Origin of the sequence: Arthrobacter sp. FX8 (genome assembly GCF_026723805.1) — a bacterium.
Taxonomy (GTDB): Bacteria; Actinomycetota; Actinomycetes; order Actinomycetales; family Micrococcaceae; genus Arthrobacter.
In genome coordinates this window covers 2,148,328-2,171,479 of sequence record NZ_CP113505.1, presented here as the reverse complement: position 1 = coordinate 2,171,479, position 23,152 = coordinate 2,148,328, and the positions used below count along the sequence as shown (strand labels likewise).

General features: G+C 65.1%; 13 protein-coding genes and 3 pseudogenes. 11 read left to right on the top strand and 5 right to left on the bottom strand.

Annotated elements, in window-relative coordinates; translation table 11 throughout:
- Positions 1 to 37: 37 nt before the first annotated feature.
- On the bottom strand, positions 38 to 1,489 hold the full coding sequence (locus OUO20_RS09925; protein WP_224084002.1) for a DUF7847 domain-containing protein: 1,452 nt from the start codon (positions 1,487 to 1,489) through the stop codon (positions 38 to 40).
- Between the two features lie 182 nt (positions 1,490 to 1,671).
- Between OUO20_RS09925 and mtrA the strand changes: the two genes are divergently transcribed.
- The 7 genes and pseudogenes from mtrA (at position 1,672) to secA (ending at position 11,996) form a co-directional block, all read left to right on the top strand.
- Positions 1,672 to 2,346 carry an MtrAB system response regulator MtrA gene (mtrA, locus tag OUO20_RS09920; protein WP_018768515.1) on the top strand — a complete coding sequence of 225 codons (675 nt, stop codon included), beginning with the start codon at positions 1,672 to 1,674 and terminating at the stop codon, positions 2,344 to 2,346.
- 127 nt (positions 2,347 to 2,473) lie between these two features.
- Positions 2,474 to 4,246, top strand: coding sequence for an MtrAB system histidine kinase MtrB (gene mtrB, locus OUO20_RS09915; RefSeq protein WP_235509711.1), 1,773 nt, complete (start codon positions 2,474 to 2,476; stop codon positions 4,244 to 4,246).
- Positions 4,243 to 5,958, top strand: coding sequence for an LpqB family beta-propeller domain-containing protein (locus tag OUO20_RS09910; protein ID WP_056388097.1), 1,716 nt, complete (start codon positions 4,243 to 4,245; stop codon positions 5,956 to 5,958). Before mtrB ends, OUO20_RS09910 begins: the two co-directional genes overlap by 4 nt.
- Before the next feature lie 116 nt (positions 5,959 to 6,074).
- Entirely contained in the window at positions 6,075 to 7,055 is a 981-nt protein-coding gene (locus OUO20_RS09905; RefSeq protein WP_268003313.1) for a ComF family protein, read from the top strand.
- A 131-nt stretch (positions 7,056 to 7,186) separates the two neighbouring features.
- Positions 7,187 to 7,912: a ribosome hibernation-promoting factor, HPF/YfiA family gene (hpf, locus tag OUO20_RS09900; RefSeq protein WP_026265659.1), complete on the top strand. Its 726-nt coding sequence runs from the start codon at positions 7,187 to 7,189 to the stop codon at positions 7,910 to 7,912.
- A 32-nt stretch (positions 7,913 to 7,944) separates the two neighbouring features.
- A pseudogene (locus OUO20_RS09895) lies at positions 7,945 to 9,155 on the top strand (winged helix-turn-helix domain-containing protein).
- A 100-nt stretch (positions 9,156 to 9,255) separates the two neighbouring features.
- Positions 9,256 to 11,996, top strand: a pseudogene (gene secA, locus OUO20_RS09890) (preprotein translocase subunit SecA).
- A gap of 116 nt (positions 11,997 to 12,112) precedes the next feature.
- On the opposite strand, the gene OUO20_RS09885 reads toward secA, so the two are convergent.
- The 4 genes from OUO20_RS09885 to OUO20_RS09870 form a co-directional block, all read right to left on the bottom strand.
- Positions 12,113 to 12,616 (bottom strand): Rv3235 family protein, encoded by a 504-nt coding sequence (locus OUO20_RS09885; RefSeq protein WP_026265657.1) that lies wholly within the window; start codon positions 12,614 to 12,616, stop codon positions 12,113 to 12,115.
- Positions 12,617 to 12,720: 104 nt separating this feature from the next.
- Complete coding sequence (locus OUO20_RS09880) at positions 12,721 to 13,623, bottom strand: LysM peptidoglycan-binding domain-containing protein (RefSeq protein WP_268003312.1); 903 nt, start codon at positions 13,621 to 13,623, stop codon at positions 12,721 to 12,723.
- A 61-nt stretch (positions 13,624 to 13,684) separates the two neighbouring features.
- Entirely contained in the window at positions 13,685 to 14,002 is a 318-nt protein-coding gene (locus OUO20_RS21495) for a hypothetical protein (RefSeq protein WP_326498084.1), read from the bottom strand.
- Between the two features lie 334 nt (positions 14,003 to 14,336).
- On the bottom strand, positions 14,337 to 14,552 hold the full coding sequence (locus OUO20_RS09870) for a helix-turn-helix domain-containing protein (RefSeq protein WP_018768505.1): 216 nt from the start codon (positions 14,550 to 14,552) through the stop codon (positions 14,337 to 14,339).
- Positions 14,553 to 14,704: 152 nt separating this feature from the next.
- On the opposite strand from OUO20_RS09870, the pseudogene OUO20_RS09865 reads away from it, so the two are divergent.
- From OUO20_RS09865 to OUO20_RS09850, 4 genes and pseudogenes are all read left to right on the top strand, one after another.
- A pseudogene (locus OUO20_RS09865) lies at positions 14,705 to 15,337 on the top strand (hypothetical protein); the annotation flags it as partial.
- A gap of 5 nt (positions 15,338 to 15,342) precedes the next feature.
- Positions 15,343 to 16,647: an AAA family ATPase gene (locus OUO20_RS09860; RefSeq protein WP_268003311.1), complete on the top strand. Its 1,305-nt coding sequence runs from the start codon at positions 15,343 to 15,345 to the stop codon at positions 16,645 to 16,647.
- Positions 16,648 to 16,702: 55 nt separating this feature from the next.
- Positions 16,703 to 21,556, top strand: coding sequence for an NAD-glutamate dehydrogenase (locus OUO20_RS09855; protein ID WP_056388080.1), 4,854 nt, complete (start codon positions 16,703 to 16,705; stop codon positions 21,554 to 21,556).
- A 27-nt stretch (positions 21,557 to 21,583) separates the two neighbouring features.
- On the top strand, positions 21,584 to 23,050 hold the full coding sequence (locus OUO20_RS09850; protein WP_018768501.1) for a sensor histidine kinase: 1,467 nt from the start codon (positions 21,584 to 21,586) through the stop codon (positions 23,048 to 23,050).
- The last annotated feature ends 102 nt before the right edge of the window (positions 23,051 to 23,152 follow it).

The following is a 23,152-nucleotide window of genomic DNA, read 5'->3' as shown; positions in this document are numbered from 1 at the left end:
GCGCCGTGCCTCCCCGGCACCCGGACGCACGGGTGGCTCAGCCGCCATAAGGCCAGGCTCCAGGCGAGGCTCCATATCCGGGATACGGGCGGTTGTTGCCGGGGTGCGCGCCCCGGCCCGGGATGCCGTCAGGATCAGCGCCGTTCTCCAATTGGTGCAGCAGCGCAATGTCCAGGCCGTCCCGGCGCATCCGCAGGTCCATGTAGAGCAACGCCATGACTGACGTCTGGAAGGCGTAACCGACCGCGCCCACCAGGGCACCGACCACCGCGGTGAAGATGCCGACGGCCACGGCGAGCGTTGCTTCCTGCCCGCTGCCGCCGTGCGGCGAGACCACCCCGGAGAGGACCGTTGGCAGGATGCTGGCCGGGATCAGGACCACCTGGGTGATGACGGCCACCAGGATCCCCACCACCAGGGTGATGCCAAAGATCCGCCACCAGTTGCCCCTGGTCAGTTTCCAGGACCGGCGAAGGCCGGCAAACGCCCCGAGTTCTTCGATAACGACGGCGGCGGGCGCCACCATGAGCTTGACCGCCACCCAGAGGAACCCGGCGCCGAAGGCCAGCATCAGGGGGATGACCAGCAGGGCTCCCGCGCCACGCACGTTGGAGAACAGGAGCACGACGACGGCGACGAAAACGATCGCCGTGGCCAGCACGGCTGCAACCAGCAGCGCCGCCAACCTGATCAGTGACCCAAACCTTGGACGCGCCAACGACAGCATGCGCCGGAAGCCGGTGGGCTGGTTAAGGACGGACCGGGCCACCGGGACCACCATGGCACCTTGGAGGACAACGGTGATGAAGACGGACAGGATGGACAGCAGGACGAAGGTGGCCATCAGCCCGAATCCCAGGGAAGCGATATCGGTGTTGCTCGCCGTCCGGGCCCAGGCTTCGATGGACCCTGACGACGTCGCGAAAACTCCCGTTAGCACCGCCGCGAGGATGGCTGACAGGGACTGCGCCAGGAGGCCGGCGCCGAGCATCGCCTTGGCGTTGCGCCTGATGGCCTGGAAGGAACCGTCCAGGACCTCCCCGAACAACAACGGCCGCAACGGAATGATCCCGGGTTTGGGCGGGGCTGCATACCTGGGCTGCGCTGAGGGCCAGGCGCCGTAGGAACCGCCGGAATACGGCGACCGGATATCTGGGGGTCCGCCGTAAGGCTGGCCGCTGTATCCCGGGGTCCCGTAGGACTGGCCGCCGGATGGGAAAGCTCCGGGGGACGGGGCGCCAGGGTACGGGGCATTTCGGGGCGGGTGCTGTCCGGGCTGCTGTTGCCACTGCGGTTGCTGCCGCGGCTCGGTTCCCGGCCAGGGGCCTGCTTGCCGGCCCTCGGGCGGCGTCCAGGGCTGGTCCCACTGCTGTTCCCGGGCGGGCGGCACCGGCCCGGGCCCGCCTGCGGAAGCCGGCCCGACGTCGTCGTGTCCAACGCCTGGCTGCTCCTGCGCCGGCTCCCCGGGCCCCGACTCCTGTGGTGACACTGATTCCTCCCCCAATACCAGTCCGCCTGCTCCTGCGCCGGAAATGCACCCGGCAAAAGGGCGCACCGGCCACGCGGGGCATGACCCCAAGACTATAGTTCCGGCGCCGGACGGCCTAGTGCCCCGCCATGCCGGAAGCCGCTCAACAGGACAAACCCATCCCGATAAGGGAATATATAGCTATGAAGGCACGCATTCTGGTGGTAGATGATGACGAAGCGCTGGCCGAGATGATTGGAATTGTCCTCCGTAATGACGGCTTCGAGCCGGTCTTTTGCGCCGACGGCGCCCAGGCCCTGGACGTGTTCCGGTCATCGCGGCCGGACCTGGTCCTGCTCGATCTCATGCTTCCCGGTATGGATGGCATCGAGGTCTGCCGCCAGATCCGCGGCGAGTCGGACGTGCCCATCGTCATGCTGACCGCCAAGTCCGATACCTCAGACGTCGTCCGCGGGCTGGAATCCGGGGCTGACGACTACGTGCCTAAGCCGTTCAAGCCTGCCGAGCTGGTGGCACGCGTGCGTGCCCGCCTTCGCCCGGGGGACCAGAAAGCCCCCGAAACGCTGCGCATCGCGGATATCACCATCGACGTCGCCGGGCACACGGTCAGCCGGGGCAATGAGCGGATCTCCCTGACGCCGCTGGAGTTCGACCTCCTGGTGGCGCTGGCCCGCAAGCCTTGGCAGGTCTTCACCCGGGAACTGCTGCTGGAGCAGGTCTGGGGCTACCGCCACGCCGCTGACACCCGGCTTGTCAACGTCCATGTCCAGCGCCTGCGGTCCAAGATCGAGCAGGACCCGGAAGCTCCGGAAGTCGTATTGACGGTGCGTGGTGTCGGCTATAAAGCAGGGGTCTGACCCCGCCGCGCAGGACGGGGAACCGGATCAGCGCGTAACCCCGGACTCCGCGGATGCCGTGAAACAGGACGGCGCCGTCCAGGATGCGCCGGAAGCCGGCGACGCCGCCACTCCCGGGCTGCGGCACATGGCGTTCCGGGCAAGGATCTGGCAGCGGCGTGCCCTGATTGTGGCGCTCCGCGTCGCCCGGCTCGTCCGGACGGGAGTCCGGCGCTTCCTTCCCGGTCTGCGGTACCTTGGGCGGGCCTTGCAGCGGCGCTGGCGCCGGTCCATTCAATTCCGCACCGTTCTCACCACACTGATGCTCGCCGTGACCTCGTTCGCCGTGGTCGGTGCCTATCTGTCCAACCAGATTGCCAACAACCTGTTCCAGGAGCGGCTGACGCAGGCGGAGTCCGAGACCCGCTACAACGTCAAGCAGGTTCAGGAAACGTTCGACGGCGCCCAGGTCACCGACCAGTCCAGCGTCATCACCCTGGTCTACGACACCCTGAACGCGGTGGAGGGCCGGGGCTCAGTGATCCAGCGCCGGTACGTCTTCGAGGCGATGCCGGAGCAGACCAAGCCCCGCAACCGGTGGGTTGAGTCGCGGGCATCCGACCAACTCACGGTCAGCGTCATTCCCCCTGAGCTGCGCAAGGCCGTCCAGCAGTCGGGGAAGGACCAGTACTGGGCTTCCACCGTCATCCCCGTGGGCACCGAGGACCGGCCGGGGATCGCGGTCGGCAACAAGGTGACCTTCAACGGCACTGTCTACGAGCTTTACCTGATCTACGACCTGAACACAGCGCAGCAGACGCTTAACGAGATCCAAAGCGTCCTGTGGGCCGGCGGTGCGGTGCTGGTCCTCCTGATTGGCGCTGTCGCCTGGTACGTCACCCGCAACGTGGTGAGCCCGGTCAGCCATGCCGCGATGGTCTCGGAGAAGCTCGCCGCCGGGCAGCTGCAGGAGCGCATGGTGGTCAAGGGGGAGGACGAGGTGGCCCGCCTTGGCGCTTCCTTTAACCACATGGCCGCCAGCCTGCAGGAGCAGATCACCCAGCTGGCGACGCTCTCCCAGATGCAGCAGCGCTTCGTGTCCGATGTGTCGCACGAGCTCCGGACGCCGCTCACAACCGTGCGCATGGCGGCAGAGGTCCTGTACGACGCCCGCGATGACTTCGACCCCATCAACAAGCGGTCCGCAGAGCTCCTGTACAACCAGGTGGAGCGGTTCCAGTCCCTCCTCTCCGACCTCCTCGAAATCAGCCGCTTCGACGCCGGCGTGGCCGTGCTGGATGCTGAACCCGAGGACCTTCTCCAAGTGATCTCCCACGTCATTGAAGGCGCCGCGCCGGTGGCGGCTGAATACGGTTCGGAGATTGTCCTGACCGCTCCCGAGGGCGCCGTGGTGGTGGAGATGGACGCCCGGCGCATCGACAGGATCCTGCGGAACCTGATCCTGAACGCGGTGGAGCACGGTGAGGGCAAGCCGGTGGCCGTCACGGTCGCGGTCAATGAAACTGCCGTGGGCGTTGCTGTCCGCGACCACGGGATCGGGATGGACCAGGCACAGGCCGCCAGGGTTTTCGACAGGTTCTGGCGAGCCGACCCTGCCCGCGCACGCACCACGGGCGGCAGCGGGCTGGGATTGTCCATCGCCATGGAGGATACGAAGCTGCACCACGGCTGGCTGCAGGCCTGGGGCAGGAAAGGCGACGGCGCCAACTTCCGTTTGACCCTTCCCTTGCGCCAGGACGGTGGCATCAGCGAGTCGCCCGTCCAGCTGGAGCCAAAGGACGTCACCAATCCCGGAGCGCCGGGGAGCGTTCCCGCGGAACAGGACTACAAAAACATGCTGGTGCTGCAGGCGGGAGCGGCCCGGCCTGCTCCGGTGCGCGCGCCCGAGGAGACACCATGAGGGCCACCGTGCGCCTGGCGAAGTACCCGGCGGCACTGCTTGCCCTGCTGATCGTCCTCTTGTCCGGCTGCGCACGGATCCCCACGTCCGGTCCGGTGGGAAAAAGCAGCGAAAGCAGCGCCGGCAACGTCAGCGCTCCCGTGTTCCTCCCGGCAGCGCCGCAGCCCGGGGCATCACCCGAGACCATCATCGACTACTTCTACCGGGCAGGCAGTGGCTACGAGGACGACTATGCGGTGGCCCGCCAGTACCTGACGCAGGCCTCGGCTGTGTCCTGGAAACCGGACAAACGCGCGCTGGTATACCGGGAGGCGCGCGTTGTGCCCACGGGCACGGAAAACGTCTTCAACTACGAGCTCGATGTGTCCTACACGGTGGACGCCGACGGCATAGCCACCCAGTCGCCGCCGGGAACCGTGGAGCGCATCCCGGTGACGGTGACCCAGGTGGATGGAGAGTGGCGGATTTCGGCGATTCCCGACGGGACCGCCATTGCCGAGGAAACGTTCAAGGTGATCTACGGTGCCTACCCCATCTACTTTTACGACCCCACCTTCACCTATGCCATCCCGGACGTCCGCTGGTTCCTGAAGAACAAGACGGTCAAAGCAATGACCAGTGCCCTGCTGGCCGGGCCCGCCCCGTACCTGCGCGGCGCCGTCGCCAGTGCCTTCCCTTCCGGGATCAAGCTCGCCCGGGAATCCGTGCCGGTGGTGTCCGGGGCCGCACAGGTGGACCTGACAGCCAAGGAGCTGACGGAAACATCGGCGGAGGACCGGCTCCGCATGCAGATGCAGCTGACCCTGACGTTCCGCAGCCAGCCTGACGTGGTCAATGTTGAACTCCGTGCCAACCAGGACCTGGTCCGGGTGGAGGACAACGGGTCCGTTCTTCCTCCGGTGCTGGACAGGACCGTGCCCTCACGCCAGATCGCCATCAGCGGCAACGAACTGGTGCGCTATGAAAACAACCGCGTCTCGCCGTTGCCTGACATGCAGCCGGTGTCTGCGCTCAACCCCCGCTATCCGGCGGAATCCCCGGTGTCACAGACGGCTGCCTTCCTCAATGAAGGCCGCACCACGCTGTACAGCATCAATCCCGGCCAGCCTGCGCGCGCCTTGACTACCCGGAGCACCCTCACCCGCCCGTCCTTCAGTGTCTCCGACTGGGTATGGACGGCCGGACCCGGTGCCACCGGAGCCACGGAAGTAGTGGCTTTCCATCCCACCGGAGTGGCAGAGGGCGCCGCCGTTCCGTCCGTGACGCTGGCACCCTCCTGGCTTGCCGGCCGCACGGTCAAGGAATTCCGCGTCTCACGCGACGGTGTGCGCGCCCTGGTCATATCCGAACAGAACGGGAAGTCCAAGGTGCAGGTGACAGGCATGATCCGCGCCGCCGACGGTACGCCGCGCGAACTGACCGCGCCCGTCACCCTGGTATCCGGCACCGACCCTGATCAAGGGGTGTGGGTGAATGGCATTACCGTTGCCGTCATGAAGGGGGCTTCGGGTTCCAACGTCACACCGGAGCTCCTGTCCCTCACCTCCGGCCAGCCGCAGCAGCTTGCCCCGTGGCCGGGCCTGGTAGCCATCAGTGCCGGGAATGGCGCCGACGACATTTATGTCCAGTCCGGGGAAGGGATCTTCCAGCGCCTCGGCAATGGCTGGTCCCCGCAGATCAAGGGCCCTATCGACCCCGCGTTTCCCGGCTGACACCCTGTTGGCGGTATCGCCAGGTTCTGCCTCCGCCGTCCCGATGGGGCCTGCCTTATGCACATAGCCCGGGCTGGCCCTCCAACTGTGACTGGGCTTCAGGCGACAGTGGAACCATGAAACGGCTCATCCGCAGGAACGGCGCGGCCGGTTCCGGCCACCGGGGGACCCGGAGGGTGGATCCGGACCTTCAACCGCCCCCGCCCTGGGCGGCGCTGCACCGGGGTGAACACGCGGCCGCCCTCCTTCGCCTTGCCGACTGGCTGGCCGGCGCCGTGGCGGATCTGCTCGCCCTGGCCGTCCCTGTGGACTGTGTCTGCTGCGGGGCCGAAGACAGCACCCTGTGCCCATCCTGTGCCAGCCGCATCCGCCAGCTGACCAGGCAGCCATTCCGGGCCGAAAGCGGAGCTCCGGCCCTTATGGATGTCGCCGGCTCCGTCGTGCTTCCCGTCGTTGCAGCGGGGGTGTACCGGGACGAGCTGGCGCAGGGACTGCTGTCGTTCAAACGGCACGGCCAGCCTCAGCTTGGCAGAAGCCTTGGCCGGGCGCTCGCATGTGCAGTCAGGGCCGCCGTCCCTGGCCCCGGCCGATGCCTCCTGGTCCCCGTGCCCACCAGCACGCCGGCCTACGTCAGCCGGGGCTTCAGCCCGGTCCACCTGCTCCTGAAGTCGGCGGCACGGCAGCATCCAGGGCTCGACGTCGCGGATGTGCTGGGCAAGACTCCAAGGCCTGGCCCCGTCCTCCCCGGCACCCGCGGATCCGGCAGCGGAAGAGGTGTGGCCGGCCAAAAAGGCCTGGGGAGGGGAGCCCGTTCCCAGCGCGTCCGGGGGTCCATGCGGGTCAAGCCCGGGGCCCGGGCAAAGGTGGCAGGGCGCCCCTGCATCATCGTTGATGACGTCCTCACAACCGGTGCCACGGTGGGCGAAGCAGCCCGCGCACTGCACCTGGCCGGCGCTGTGGTGAGGGGCGCCGTCGTGCTTGCCGCGACACGCCCGCCCGATACCCAGCAGCCGGGCTGCCGGGCCGCCGCGCCGCGTGAAAGCCCGCATGACTTAGAAAAAATAAACCGGGAAAGGATGAATAACGGGTGGCTATGAACTAACGTCTGAGGTGGGTACCAAGAACAGAATGTACCTTTCGATGGCGGCTCGGAGAGGGGCTCGACTGTCACACAGCCCGGCCCAGGGAAGCGCCGCCGTCGTGTCACCGAAGTCATTTGGAGGGCACCATGGAGTTTATGATCAGCGGACGAAATCTGACAGTTTCAGACCGGTTCCGCGAGTATGCCGGGGAAAAGATCGCGAAAATTGAATCGCTGGGCGACAAAGTCCAGCGGGTCGACGCGAAAGTCTCCAAGGAGACCAATGCCCGGCAGACCGGCGACCAGCTGACCGTCGAGGTGACAGTCCTGGGCCGCGGACCCGTAATCCGTGCCGAAGCAAGCGCCGCAGACAAGTTTGCTGCCTTTGACCTCGCCTACAACAAACTGCTTGAGCGGCTCCGGCGGGCCAAGGACCGCAAGAAGGTCCACCACGGCCGCCACACTCCCAAGGCTGTCCGTGAGGCCACCGCCTCACTCGAGCCCGCCAGTGCCCATGAACCGCTGTATCTTGAGGCCAACCACCGGAATGAAGCGGTGGCAGCCCCCGAAGACAAATCGCCGTACGATGTTGACAACGACATCCCGGCCGGAAACTCACCGGTGCTGATCCGGCGCAAGGTCTTTCCCGCCGCATCCCTCTCCCTCGACGACGCCGTAGACAATATGGAGCTTGTGGGCCACGACTTCTATCTCTTCGTGGACAAAGCGACCAACACGCCCTCCGTCGTGTACCGCCGCCGTGGCTGGACCTATGGGGTCATTACGCTGGACCATGAATGCGAGCCGGGAGACACCGTGGTGGAGGAAAAGATTCTTGCCTACCGCTCCGACGACGCCGCCGCCAACGCTTAGGGTGGACCAAACCACCAGCAGAGAGGACTGAATTGTCAGCAACGCTGAGCCTTCACCAGGCACGGCGGATCGCATTGGCAGCGCAGGGACTCCATAAAGTACGGCCCACCGGCCCCGTGACAGCACGGGCGGTGGGCCGTACTTTGCCCGCCTCCAGCTCGTCCAGATCGACTCCGTGAACGTCCTGGTCCGCAGCCATTTCCTGCCCTTCTATTCCCGCCTTGGCAACTATGACCGGGACATCCTGCAGCGCATGTCTGCCAGCCACCCCCGCCGGATGCTGGAGTACTGGGCACACGAAGCGAGCTACATCCGGCCGGAGCATTACCAGGATCTGCTGCTGTGGCAAAAGCGCTCCTGGGTGGGCGCCTCCCGGCTGGATCCCGGGCTCCGCAACGACGTCGCAGACCGGATCCTGGCGGTCCTGGCCAGGTCCCGGCCCATGACGGCCTCCGAACTGACCGCCCGGATTGGCCACGTTGAGGAAAAACAGACAACCGACTGGGGGTGGAACTGGAACGCGGTGAAACGGGTCCTTGAACACCTCTTCGAAGAAGGGCTGGTATCGGCAGCCTCGAGGACCGGGCAATTCGAGCGCAGGTACACGCTGACAGCCAAAGTCCTCCCACACCCTGCCGAAGCAGGTGGGGAAGTCGACCCAACAGCTGCGCTCCGCCGGCTGACCGAAGCGGCGGCCCGGGCGCATGGGATCGGAAGCATCCGCTGCTTCGCCGACTACTTCCGGACGCCCGTCAAGGCAACGGCGCTCGCCGTTGCGCACTTGGTGGAGCAGGGCAGGCTGGAACCGGTCAACGTGCCGGGGTGGGGGAGGGACGTGTTCCGGCATGTTGAGGCTGTACTGCCGCGGCGTGCCACCGGCCGGGCCCTGTTGAGCCCGTTTGATTCCATGGTCTTTGAACGCCGGCGCCTGCTGGAACTGTTCGGCTTCCATTACCGGATCGAGATCTACACCCCGGAGCCCAAACGGCGCTACGGCTATTACGTCCTGCCGTTCCTGCTGCGCGACAGGATGGTGGCCAGGGTTGACTTGAAGGCGGACCGGACGGGTGGCCGTCTGCTGGTGAGAGCCGCGTTTGCCGAGCCGGACGCACCCGCGGACACCGCCGTCGAACTCGCTGCCGAGCTGAGGCTGATGAGCCAGTGGCTTGGCCTGCCGGATGTGGAAGTGGGGCCGGCAGGAGACCTCGCTGCAAGGCTTGCCCATGAGCTGGCACGGCTGTAAGGAGTATCCGCTCTCAGGGAAAAGGGGGCACCGGCCGCGTGTCTCTCCCGTAGACTGAACACGCCAGAATTCGGCGGCATCAGACTGGGAGCATCTTCACGTGGCATCACTTATCGAAAAAATTCTCCGCACGGGTGACAAGAAAACACTCCGGCAGCTGCGGAACTATGCCGATTCCATCAACGCCCTCGAAGACTCATTCAAGACCTTTACCGACGCAGAGTTGCGTGAGGAGACTGACCGTCTCCGCGAACGCCACCAGGACGGTGAAAAGCTCGAAGACCTGCTTCCGGAGGCCTTTGCCGCCGTGCGCGAAGCGTCCTCGCGGACCCTGGGGATGCGCCACTTCGATGTCCAGCTGATGGGCGGCGCTGCCCTGCATTTGGGGAACATCGCTGAAATGAAAACCGGTGAAGGCAAGACCCTGGTGGCGACCGCTCCCGCCTACCTGAACGCCCTCACCGGCAAGGGTGTCCACGTGGTCACCGTCAACGATTACCTGGCCGAATACCAGTCCGAACTCATGGGCCGTGTCTACCGCTTCCTCGGCCTGACCAGCGGCGTCATCCTCGCCAACCAGGATCCTGCCGTGCGCCGCCAGCAGTACGCCGCGGACATCACCTATGGAACCAACAACGAGTTCGGGTTCGACTACCTGCGCGACAACATGGCCTGGGACCGGAACGAATTGGTCCAGCGCGGCCACAACTTCGCCATCGTCGACGAAGTCGACTCCATCCTTATCGATGAAGCGCGTACGCCGCTCATCATCTCCGGCCCTGCCCAGGGGACACCAACCGCTGGTACAGCGAGTTCGCCAAAGTGGTGCTCCGGCTGCAGCCGGAGAAAGACTACGAAGTCGATGAAAAGAAGCGCACGGTCGGCGTCCTGGAGAGCGGAATCGAAAAGGTCGAGGACTACCTTGGCATCTCCAACCTGTACGAATCCGCGAACACGCCGCTGATCGGGTTCCTGAATAACGCCATCAAGGCCAAGGAACTGTTCAAGCGGGACAAGGACTACGTCATCCTGGACGGCGAAGTCCTGATCGTTGACGAGCACACCGGCCGCATCCTGGCCGGGCGACGCTACAACGAAGGCATGCACCAGGCGATCGAGGCCAAGGAAGGCGTCGAGATCAAGGCGGAAAACCAGACCCTTGCCACAGTCACCCTGCAGAACTACTTCCGCATGTATGACAAGCTTTCCGGCATGACCGGCACCGCCGAGACTGAGGCGGCCGAGTTCATGAGCACCTACAAGCTTGGCGTGGTGGCCATCCCCACCAACCGGGACATGCAGCGGATAGACCAGCCGGACCTCGTGTTCAAGAATGAGGTTGTCAAGTTCGACGCCGTGGTGCGGGACATCGCCGAACGCCACGAAAAAGGCCAGCCTGTCCTCGTGGGCACCACCAGCGTGGAGAAGAGCGAGTACCTGTCCAAGCTGCTCGCCAAGGAAGGCATCCGGCACGAAGTCCTGAACGCCAAGAACCACGCCCGCGAAGCCGCCATTGTCGCCCAGGCGGGCCGGAAGGGCGCGGTTACCGTGGCCACCAACATGGCCGGCCGCGGCACCGACATCATGCTCGGCGGCAACGCGGAGTTCACCGCCGTGGCCGAGCTTGCCAAGCGCGGGCTGGACCCGGAGGAGAACTCGGAAGAATACGAGGCAGCCTGGCCTGCGGCACTTGAAGCTGCCAAGCAGTCCGTGAAGGACGAACACGAGGAAGTCCTGGACCTCGGCGGCCTCTATGTCCTGGGCACCGAGCGCCATGAGTCACGCCGCATCGACAACCAGCTCCGCGGCCGTTCCGGCCGCCAGGGCGATCCCGGGGAATCCCGGTTCTACCTCTCGCTGACAGACGACCTTATGCGGCTCTTCAACTCGGGAGCCGCGGAACGGCTTATGAACAGCTCGGTCCCGGACGACGTCGCGCTCGAATCCAAGCTTGTCTCGCGTGCCATCGCGTCCGCGCAGGGCCAGGTGGAAGGCCGGAACGCCGAGCAGCGCAAGAACGTGCTGAAGTACGACGACGTCCTGAACCGTCAGCGCGAAGCGATTTACAGCGACCGCCGGCGCATCCTTGAGGGCGATGACCTGCACGAGAAGGTGCAGTTCTTCATCGAAGACACCATTACGGCGCTGATCGACGCCGCAACGGCGGAGGGGAACGGTGACGACTGGGACTTCCACCAGCTGTGGACCAACCTCAAGACGCTCTACCCGGTCAGCGTTTCGGCGGAAGACATCATCGAGGAAGCCGGGGGCAAGTCCAGGGTCACCGTGGAGCTGCTGAAGGAGGAAATCCTCTCTGACGCCCGCCTGGTGTACCAGGCCCGCGAGGAGGTCATCGGCTCCGAAAGCATGCGCGAGCTCGAGCGCAGGGTGGTCCTGTCCGTCATCGGACGCAAATGGCAGGAACACCTCTACGAGATGGACTACCTGAAGGAAGGGATTGGCCTGCGCGCCATGGCACAGCGCGATCCGCTGGTGGAGTACCAGCGCGAGGGCTTCGCCATGTTCCAAAGCATGATGGAAGCCATCCGCGAGGAAAGCGTTGGATTCCTCTACAACCTTGAGGTGGAAGTAACCCCCGCCCAGGATGTAGTAGTACAGGATGCCGACGGCGGGCATACCGAGCACGTTGACCCCCAGGTTCACGCCGCCGGCCTCGAAGCCCCCGAGAAGCCTGCGCAGCTGCAGTACACGGCTCCCTCGGAAAGTGGAGGAACCCAGACACGCGTGGAAACGCGCGCCGGAAGCGGTCGCTCCGGCAATCCTGCCAAGGCAGCTGCCCAGGATGCAGCCAAACGCCCCGCGAAAAAGAAGAAGCGCTAGCAGGACAGCTGCAGGTACCCGCCGGCGGCGGCAAACAGGGCAGGGACGGACGCGTCCCTGCCCTGTTTGCGCGTCGTCTGTTCCGTACCACCGCACGCCCCAGGTATTTCGACGGGTCAGCCGATGACAAGTTCAACAACCCGCCACACCTGCTTGCTGCGCTCAAGCCGGACAGCTACGGCACGGGCCCGCACATCATCCACCACTACAGCACTGGCCTCGTAGATTCCGTCGGCCACTTCACAGACCCGCACGGAGCGGACTGTTGAATTCCGGTGGAGCCGGGCCAATGCAGGATTGCCGGTCCTGGTGAGCTCGCGCCTGATCAGCGCTGCCCGGTGCTGCAGCGATGCCAGGCAGCGCGGGTCCAGGCGCCGCGCCAACTGCTGGATGGGGCGGATGCCGGCGAGGACCTCCATGGAAGCCTGAACTGTCCCGCGGGTAATGGCCCTGACCTCCGCAGCCTCGCTAACTGGCCGCAGCGATGGAGGGGTTGCCCCGGTGGATTGGCCGGAGCGGGTTGGCGTCGACACAGGCAGCGGCTTTGCGGGACCGGCCCCTCCCTGCCTGGACTCGGTGGCCGGACCTTTAACGGCCCGGATAGGTGTCACTGCGGTCATGGCGTTCCCCTTGGTTGGTGTGACTGGTGATTAGGCTTGCTTCTGGTTCGACGTGATGTTGGTACTTTGACCGGTTATTGGTGCGAGTGGGTCACTTACAGCGGCTACGACGCTGCCGGCGCCTGGAGTATCTGGCCTGGAAGCAGGACATCCGGGCTTCCACCGATCAGTGCACGGTTCGCGGCATACCAGCGCGGCCATTCAAGGGCGATGTCCACATCCGATGCCTCCGGGCCCAAGTGGGTGGCTACGATGTCCCACAGCGTGTCGCCCGCGAGGACCGTCACTGCCTTTGCCGGGCCACCCCTGCCATTGGCACCAGGGCCACTGCCGCCCCACTCCGGCGCGGTCCTGGTTTCCGGTCCGGCCAGGAGGCCGGGCTCCACCACAGGGGGAGCGGGCTGCCAACCGGGGTCGATCGGAGTGACGGTTGGCGGCGTAATGGAATTCGTTGCCGGCGACGGCCCTTCCTGGCCGGCTGGCGCTGCTGCAACCGGGAGAGGCGGGTTTTTGACGCGCACACCGCCCGGGCTGTCGCTGACCCTGGGCAGCGGACCATCTTGGGGAGCCGCCGGGTCTGACGGAGCCGACGACGCCACGTGTGCCTGTGTAGGCGTCCACTCGGGCCCGGAAGCGCTTAGGACCGCCGCATGTGCGGCGACACCTGACGCGAGTTGTATTGAGAGTGCCGCGACAACTGCCCTCCGCATGAAAGCGGGCGAGAGCCTCCGGGCGGCCGCTGCGGCCCGCCGTCGTCCCAGGCGTTCCAGCAGAACGGATGCCCCGGCGGTCAGGATCGAGACAGCCCACCAGAGTAGAAGGCCGATGCCGGTGGCCGCTGTGGTCCCACCCAGGAGGAGGTCCACGGATTCGCCCTGGTGCCGGGCCATGGATTCCTGCCACTGGGACAACAGGCCCGTTCCGAGGAAGCAGAGCAGAATGCCGAGTACTAACAGGGCCAGGACCATGCAGGCATCCGACCATTGGATTTTGTCTCCCCGGCCCATTAGTACTCCTTTGATAGCGTTTGATGCTGTTTATTGATGTTTGAACCAGTTTGGACCGCGATCAAAGTATTTGTCCATACGTTGGAATGAAAAAGACGGCGCATTGACGGGCCGGACAGGGGGACCCTACGCTGGCGGAATGCGCTGGGATGCACTCTTCAATGACATGGAAAGCCAGCTTGCGGAGGCTGAGCGGCTGGCGCTGGACAGTGAGGTCAACGAGCGCGCGCGGGCAGAAATGGTGAGCCTGCCCCTTGAAAGCAGGTTGCGCGCCGCTGTTGGGTACCGGATCGGTGTTCAGCTCATCTGCGGCGAAACGGTGCACGGGGAACTGACGCATGCTGGAGCGGATGCACTGGTCCTGGATGAAGGCCAGCACCAGGTGCTCATCCCCTATGCGGCGGCGGCACGCTACGTTGGCCTGGGCAGGCACGCATTGGCGGAGACTTCACCGGTCCGCCGGTCGATCGGATTGGCGCATGCCCTGCGTGGCCTGGCGCGCGACCGGGCGGAGCTCTCGGTGACGATTGGTGGTGGAGCCGGGACCAGCAGGCTGGCAGGCGTGATCGACCGTGTTGGCAGGGACTACATCGACCTGGCCATGGTCAATACCGGGGAGCCCCGGAGGGGTCACAGTGTAGGCCAGGTTTCAGCAATACCTTTCACGGCCCTGGCCATGATCAGGTCATACAAACCCGGGGGAGCTAGCGGCGTCAGACGGACTTCGAGCGCGATTCCTGGATCATGCGGCTGGCCTCGGCGTAGCGTTCCTCGATGTACTGCTCCAGCATCTTCTCTTCGACCCGCCATTGCCCGCGGCCACCCACCTGGATAGCCTTCAGCTCACCGCTGCGGACCAGGGCGTAGGCGGCAGGGGAATTGATCTGGAGCTGCTCCGCGACGTCGGCGAGTGTGAGGAACCTGGGCATGTATCCATTTTGCCATCAAGTGGCTCATTTTGTGGCTGTTATCCACAGATTGGCGCCATTTAGACAAATGACTTTTGTTCACCGGGCCATGCGGTAACAATGAGGAGTCCGGCCAGAGAGGACAGGTTCGGTATACCTGGGGGGAGAACGGCATGGTTCCTGATTCAAGTGCAACTGCAGCGCGGCTTAAGCGTCCATCGTGGAAGGACCCCCGGCTGCTGGTTGGCGTTCTCCTGGTCCTGGTGTCCGTCGCCGGAGTCGTCTTCCTTGTCGGAAGTGCAGACCGCACCACCGAGGTCTACGCCGCACGGGACGGCATAGCCGTTGGTGAGCGCCTGACGCCCGACAATGTAGTCCGCGCCAAGGTCCGGCTGGGCGATGCCGAACAGCACTACATCACTGTCGAGGCCGGCCTGCCCCAGGACGTGGTCGCGATGCAAAGAATCGCAAAAGACCAACTGGTTCCCAGGGCAAGCCTCGGTACGGTGGATCGGCTGGACCGGAAGCCCGTCGCCCTCAGCGTTGAGCAGACTTTGCCGTCACAGGCAGTTGCCGGTGCCCGCGTGGACGTCTGGGTGGCACAGCCGGATGCGAAGAATGGATTCAGCGAGCCCAGGCTGATCCTTCCCGGAGCGGAAATTGCAGAGGTCTCCACGGGATCCACCGCTCTTGGATCGTCAAAGACCACTGTGCTGATGGTCCTGGTGGAGGACAAGCAGATGCCTGCGTTGCTGGGGGCCCAGGCAAACGAGGCCAAGATCTCCGTGGTGTGGAATCCGGGCGGCGCCCGATGCACATTCCCGTTGTCACCGTCGGCCAGAGCCGCGAGGACCTGGTGGGCGGGCTCGAAAGACTCCACGGCCCGGTCACGGTGGTTCGCAGGTGCGCTGAACTTCCCGAACTGCTTGCTGCCTGCCAGAGCGGGCTGGCGAGGGCGGCAGTCGTGGCAGAGGGTTCAGAGGGGCTGACCGCGTCCCTGGTTGACCGTCTTGGAGCTGTTGGCGTGGCGATCGTCGCGCTGACCGATAACGCGGAGGAGGCAGCCAGACTCCGCACGATAGGTGTCGCTTCGGCGCTGTCGGGCGTTGAGTCCGCGGAGCTTTCGGAAAGGATCGCGGACGCCGTCGCCCAGCTGACCGGCGCGCTTCGTCCGGCGAACCTCAGCGCGGCCGCCGATACCGCTGCTGCACTGGCAACGGATCCCGTTGTGCCGGCGTTGGACGAGGAGGGGCGCGGGGCCGGGCAGCTGATCGTTGTTTGGGGTCCCGCCGGATCTCCGGGACGTACAACGGTTGCTGTGAACATCGCCGGTGAGATGGCCGCCGACGGCCGGTCAGTCCTGCTGGTCGACGCCGACACGTACGGCGCCAGCGTGGCGGCAGTGCTGGGACTCCTGGATGAGTCAGCCGGGCTTGCCCAGGCGTGCAGGCTTGCAGACCAGGGCCTGCTGGACGCCGAGGCACTGCGGAAGGTGGCCGCCACGGTCGCCACCACGGCCGGGACGTTCCGGGTGCTGACCGGCATAACCCGGGCCGATCGGTGGACGGAACTCCGCGCCCCTGCCCTGGGACTGGTCCTTGAGCGGGCCCGGCAGATTGCCGATGTTGTGGTGGTTGACACCGGGTTTTGCCTTGAGGCGGATGAGGAACTGAGCTTTGACACCACGGCGCCTCGACGGAACGCGGCGACACTGCGTCCGCTGGAACTGGCGGACACTGTGTATGCCGTCGGCGCTGCTGATCCCGTGGGTGTTCCACGGCTGGTCCGTGCACTTGCCGAGCTGGAGGGCGCAGTCCCGCACGCATCGCCCACAGTCGTAATGAACAAGGTGCGTTCGTCGTCCGTGGGAAGGGCCCCCGAGCGCCAACTGCGGGATGCGTGGGAACGGTACGGCCCCGCGTCCAGCCTCAAGGCATTCCTGCCTTACGACCCTGTCGCCGCCGACGCCGCACTCCTGGCGGGATCACTGCTGCTCGAAGCGTCGCCCGAATCGACCCTCCGGCGCGCTATCCGGGAACTGGTTTGTGCACCCGACCAGCGAAAGTCCAAATCATCTGTATTTTCTTCCACACCGCGGCGAACGGCAAAGGACTAGGCTCGCCATAAGAGCTGCAAAGGTGCGGCGAGAATCTCTGATGGAGGCGTTGTCGATGTCGTCTGGATCCAGTGTGGAGGACCAGCCCCTCTCCATTGAAAGCCTTGAAGGCTTCATGGGGGACTACTACCAGCACCTGGCTGAGGAGGATGCCCGAAGCTACCCCCGCGACGTACTGGAGTCCCGGGCCGAGGAACACCGCCGGACAGCATCAGTACGGCAGCCCGGGCAGGCGAAGATCTCGATCATCGACGAAGAGGACAGCAGCGTCATCTTTGTCGTCACCGACGACATGCCGTTTCTTGTCGACTCCGTGAACTCAGAACTGGTCCGGCAGCACGCCGCCATCAAGCTTGTGGTCCACCCGCTTTTCGTGGCCACCAGGAACCGGGAAACGGGCGAACTGGTCAAGGTCAACAGGGTCCCCGCGCACTTGGGCATATCAAGTGGGGATACCGCGGCAATGCCAAACCTCTCCCACCTCATCGCGCAGGGTGAGAACGCGTCGCACATGGAGTCGTGGATCGCCGTCGAAATCCAACGCGTCTCCGACGACGTGAAGGCGTCCCTGCTCGCCGGCCTGACCCGCGTGCTGAAAGATGTGCGCGCCGCCGTTGAAGACTGGCCCAAAATGCGCCAAAAGGCCCTGGAAATCGCCGAAAGCCTGGACCGGGTGGCCAATCCCGCCCAGATTGCCGAACTGCGGCAGGCCAAGGACTTGCTGCGGTGGCTTGACGAAGGGAACTTCACGTTCCTCGGCTACCGTGAGTACGACCTTCTCAACGTGGACGGCGAAGACGTCCTCGAACTGCGCGAGGACAGCGGCCTCGGGCTGCTGCGCGCGGCCGCCGACTCCCCGCACATCCAGCACCTCACTGATACCGGCCGTAAGAAGGCCCGCGAAAAGCGTGCACTGGTCATCACGAAGGCCAATTCACGGTCCACCGTCCACCGCTCGGCCTACCTGGACTACATCGGCATCAAAAGCTTCGACGCCGCGGGCAACGTCAACGGGGAGCGCCGTTTCATCGGTCTTTTCGCCACCAGCGCCTACGCCGGCTCCGTCCGCGATATTCCCATTGTCCGGGAGAAAGTGGATGCCGTGCTGCAGAGCGCGGGTTTCCCGCCGGACTCGCACTCGGGCAAGGACCTCCTGGGAATCCTCGAAACCTACCCCCGGGATGAACTTTTCCAGATCGAAATTCCCGACCTTGCCGCCACCGCGCTGGGAATCCAGAAGCTGCAGGAACGGCGGCGTACCCGCCTGTTCCTGAGGCCGGACATCTACGGCCGGTTCATGTCCGCCGTCGTTTACCTGCCGCGCGACCGTTACACCACCAACGTCCGGCTTCGCATAGAACAGGAACTGCGGGAAACGTTCCAGGCGGTCTCGATTGATTACGAAGCCCGTATGACGGAGTCCGCCCTCGCCAGGCTGTTCTTCCGTATTCGGCTGCCCAAGGATGCCGACGTCAGCCACGTCAACAGCGATGAGCTGGAAAAGCGGCTGGTCCGGGCCGCAAGGTCATGGAGTGAAGGCATCGCGGAAGTCCTGCGTGAAGGGCGGGATGCGACCGAAGCCAAGGAACTCGCCGCTGTCTGGGCCGAAGCGTTCCCGGCCAGCTACCGCGTGGACTACGAAGTAGAGGACGCGCTTGAGGACATTGCGCGTTTCGAAAAGTACGGGGCCGCCGCGGAGCGGAGCACCGGCGCGCGGCAGGAACGGCCCGGCGTCCACGTGTACCTTCCAGAAGGGGCCGGCGCCACCCTGGAAGAGGATGCAAGGGTCAAGCTCTACATGCTGGAGCCCAAGAGCCTGAGCCAGATTTTGCCGTACTTCCATAATCTCGGACTCGAGGTCCTGGATGAACGGCCGTTTGAAATCGAAACAGCAGACCACCGCGACTTCTTCCTGTACGACCTGGGTTTGAAATACCCGGCCGGCGTGGACCCGATGTCAACCGGAGAGCTTCTCGCGGAATCCTTCGGGGCGGCTGTCACCGGCGCTGCGGAATCGGACAGCTTTGACCGGCTGGTGCTGAGGGAGGGCCTGCACTGGCGGCAGATCACCGTACTGCGCGCCTATGCCCGTTACATGCGCCAGATGGGCAACAGCAGCTCCTTCGGCTTCATGGCGGACACGCTCCTCGCGAACCCCAACGTGACAAGGGGCCTCACGGCGCTCTTTGCCGCCCGCTTTGACCCGGCCTTGACTGACGGAGACCGGTCCGAGGCACAGGCCTCCGTGGGACGGGACCTGGCAGCATCCATCGAAAAGGTGGCAACGCTGGACGCCGACCGCGTGCTGCGCACCTTCGTCAACCTCATTGAGGCCACGCTTCGCACCAACTTCTACCAGGACAAGCCGCACCTGAGCTTCAAGCTGGATCCCGCGCGGATCGAAGGACTGCCCTTCCCGCGGCCTATGTTTGAAATTTGGGTTTACTCCCCACGAGTTGAGGGTGTGCATCTTCGGTTCGGCAAGGTGGCGCGTGGCGGATTGCGCTGGTCTGACCGGCGGGAGGATTTCCGGACGGAGGTCCTGGGCCTGGTGAAGGCGCAGACGGTCAAGAACGCCGTCATCGTGCCAACCGGTGCCAAGGGCGGCTTCTTCGCCAAGCAGCTTCCCGATCCCGCCACGGACCGCGCCGCCTGGATGGCCGAGGGCGTCGAAAGCTACAAAACGTTCATCCGTGGGCTGCTGGATCTAACTGACAACCTTCTCACGGAAGGCGGCGGCGAACGGCTCGTGCCGCCGTCGAACGTTGTCAGGCATGACGACGACGACTCCTACCTGGTGGTCGCGGCGGACAAGGGAACGGCTACTTTCTCAGACATTGCCAACAGCCTTTCCGCGGAGTACGGCTTCTGGCTTGGCGACGCCTTCGCCTCCGGCGGCTCCGTGGGGTACGACCACAAGGCCATGGGCATCACGGCCCGCGGCGCCTGGGAATCGGTCAAGCGGCACTTCAGCGAGCTGGACCTGGATACCCAGACCGAGCCGTTCACGGTGGTGGGTGTGGGGGACATGTCCGGTGACGTGTTTGGCAATGGGATGCTCCTGTCCCGGCACATCCGCCTGCTGGCTGCCTTCGACCACCGGCACATCTTCCTGGACCCGGAGCCGGACGAGGAGTCCTCGTTTGCGGAGCGGCAGAGACTTTTCGAGCTGCCCCGGTCCTCGTGGGACGACTACGACAAGTCGCTGATCAGTGAGGGCGGCGGGGTCTTCGCCCGGCAGGCCAAGTCCATTCCCGTGTCCACGCAGGTTCGGACCGCGCTGGGGCTCCCGGCGGACACCACTGAACTCAGCCCTCCCGAGCTGCTGCGTGCCATCCTGCTGGCGCCTGCCGACCTTCTCTACAACGGCGGTATCGGTACCTACGTCAAGGCGAGTTCCGAATCCAACGCATCCGTGGGGGACAAAGCCAACGATGCCATCCGCGTCAACGGCCGGGACCTGCGCGTCAAGGTGGTGGGTGAAGGCGGAAACCTGGGCATGACCCAGCGCGGACGTATCGAGGCAGCGTTGCAGGGCGTCATTCTCAACACGGACGCGATCGACAACTCCGCCGGCGTGGACTGCTCGGACCACGAAGTGAACATCAAGATCTTCGTTGACCGGATGGTTGCGGCTGGCAAACTGCCGGCCGGTGAGCGGGCCGACTTCCTCGCCTCCATGACCGATGAGGTGGGCCGGCTGGTCCTCGAAGACAACATCGACCAGAACATCCTGCTGCTGAACGACAGGACCCGCGTCGCGGAGTGGAGCCCGAGCTACGAGCGGCTCATGGACTGGCTGGAGAAGAGCGCCGACTTGAATCGCGACCTGGAAGCGCTGCCCAGCACGGCAATGCTCCGGGACCGGCTGCAGCAAGGCCAGGGCCTGACTTCTCCCGAGCTTTCGGTGCTGGCCGCCTACGCCAAGATCGAGCTTGCATCGGCGCTGCGGGACAGCGACCTTGCCGATGACCCGTGGTTCCGGCAGACGCTGCGTTCCTACTTCCCGCACCAGGTGCGCGAACGCTTCGACGCGGAACTGGACACCCACCCCCTGCGCCGCGAGATTATCGCCACCGTGGTGGCGAACGACATGATCAACCTGGGCGGCATCACCTTCGCCTTCCGCGTCATGGAGGAAACCTCGGCCAGTGAAGTGGCCGTGGCCAAGGCATTCGTGGCGCTGCGCGAGGTGTACGAACTGGATGCGATGGTGGGCGAGCTGAACAGCCTGCCTGCCTCGTTCCCCACGGAGCACTGGAGCACCGTCCACCTGGACATCCGCCGGCTTCTGGACCGGGCTGTCCGGTGGCTGCTGAGCCAGGAGAGCGTTTCACGCCCCATCGCCGACGTGGTGGCCGAGTTCAAGCCGCTCATGGATCCCATGCGGGCCCGGCTGCTGGACTACCTGCGCGGCGACGACCGCGAGCGGGTGGCGGAATGGCTGGCGAAGGGCCGCGAGTGGCAACTGCCCGAAGGCCTTGCCCTGCGCTGGGCAGAACTGTTCGAGAGCTTCGTGCTGCTGGACATCGCAAAGATCGCCCGGACCCGGAAAGACCCGGTGGAGCAGATCGCCGCCGTCTACTACACGGTGTTCAACCGGTTCCATGCCGACTCGCTGCTGGAGCGGATCAGCAGCCTGCCCCGACAGGACCGGTGGCAGGCGCTGGCAAGGGCTGCCCTGCGCGACGATCTGTACTCAACGGTGTCGGACATGACGACGGCGGTGCTGGACGCTACGTCTGCCGCCGACGCCCCCGATGCACGGCTCAAGGACTGGGAGGCACAAAATGCCGAGCAGCTGGGCAGGGCAAAGAGCATGTTCGACGAGGTGAATGCACTCGAGGCCGACGACATGGCCTCGCTGTCGGTAGCATTGAGGCTCTTGAGGTCAATCGTCCGACGCTAGCAATCCGGCGTCGCAAATGGAGGTGCAGTGGCAATCTTTACGGACCCTATCAGGGAACATGCTGATTTCGGGCCGGGCGATGCCGAATGGCTGCACCTCCTGGTGGGGGACTGGCAGATGGTCGCGGACTTGGCGTTCGCCGACCTGGCGCTCTGGTTCCCCCACCCGGAGCTTGGCTACATCGCTTTGGCGCACGTACGCCCGTCCACCACGCACACGGCGTTCCACAGCGACTTCGTCGGCGAGGGAATCCGGTCAGACCTGCAACCGCTCGTGGACAAAGCCTGGAACTCCCGGTCCATTGAGCGCTCCAGCGAGACGAACTGGAACAGCGAGATGGCGCTGCGGGTGGAGGCCGTCCCCATGGTCCGCAACGGCCGGACCCTTGCGGTAGTCACCACCCATATGGACCTCTCCAGTTCACGCATGCCGTCACGGCTGGAGTTGACCTACCGCCAGTGCGCCTACGACCTCCTGCGGATGGGCACGCTTGGGTTGTGGCCCGACTTCGCCTCACCTACCGGCTCCCGCCGGGGCGCGCCCCGCGTAGGGGACGGCCTCATCCGGCTGGATGCCGATGGCGTGGTCCAGTACGCCAGTCCCAACGGAGTGTCGGCCTTCCGGCGCCTGGGTGACGGCGAATCCCTGGAAGGGCGCTCGCTCGCCGAAGTCACCGCCGGCCTGCTCAAGGACCGGCGCATGGTCGATGAGACCCTGCCGCTGGTTGTCACCGGACGCATGCCATGGCGCAGCGAGATCGAGTCCCGCGGGGTCAGCCTGTCCCTGCGGGCCATTCCGCTCCGGGACGAACAGCAGCGGTTCGGCGCCCTGGTTCTCTGCCGTGACGTCTCCGAATTGCGCCGACGCGAAATGGAGCTGGTGACCAAGGACGCCACCATCCGGGAGATCCACCACCGGGTCAAGAACAATCTCCAGACCGTGGCTGCGCTCTTGCGGATGCAGTCCAGGCGCATGGTCAGCGATGAGGCGAAGCAGGGCCTGGAGCAGGCGATGCGGCGCGTTGCCACGATCGCGCTGGTCCACGAGACATTGTCGCAGGGCCTGACGCAAAGTGTTGATTTCGACGAACTGATCGGGCGCCAGTTCCGGCTGTCTGCTGAGGTGGCCTCCCCGTCGCAGCAGGTCCGGACCGAACGGTCAGGGACCTTCGGTGAACTTCCCAGCGATCTTGCCACCCCGCTGGCCCTCGTCATCAACGAACTGGTGACCAACGCTGTGGAGCATGGCCTTGAAGGAAGGGCAGGAACAGTCTGGCTTGTTGCCGACCGGTCCGAAGGGGACGACGGCGAAGAACTGACTGTGACCATCGCCGATGACGGGGTGGGGCTTCCGCAGACTCCGCACGTTGAGGGGCTCGGGCTTCAGATCGTGCGCACGCTTGTCACCAGCGAGTTGGGCGGGACCATCACGTGGGAGCGCCGCGAGGGCGGCGGGACTGAGGTCAAGATCCGGCTCAGCCTGGCCGGGAAGTAGAGGGTGCCGGTCCGGCCACAGATCCAAGGCCGGACGGTGAGTAATACAGACACCGTAGAACAGACAGAGGCCCCTGGACGATCCATGTGGATTGTCCAGGGG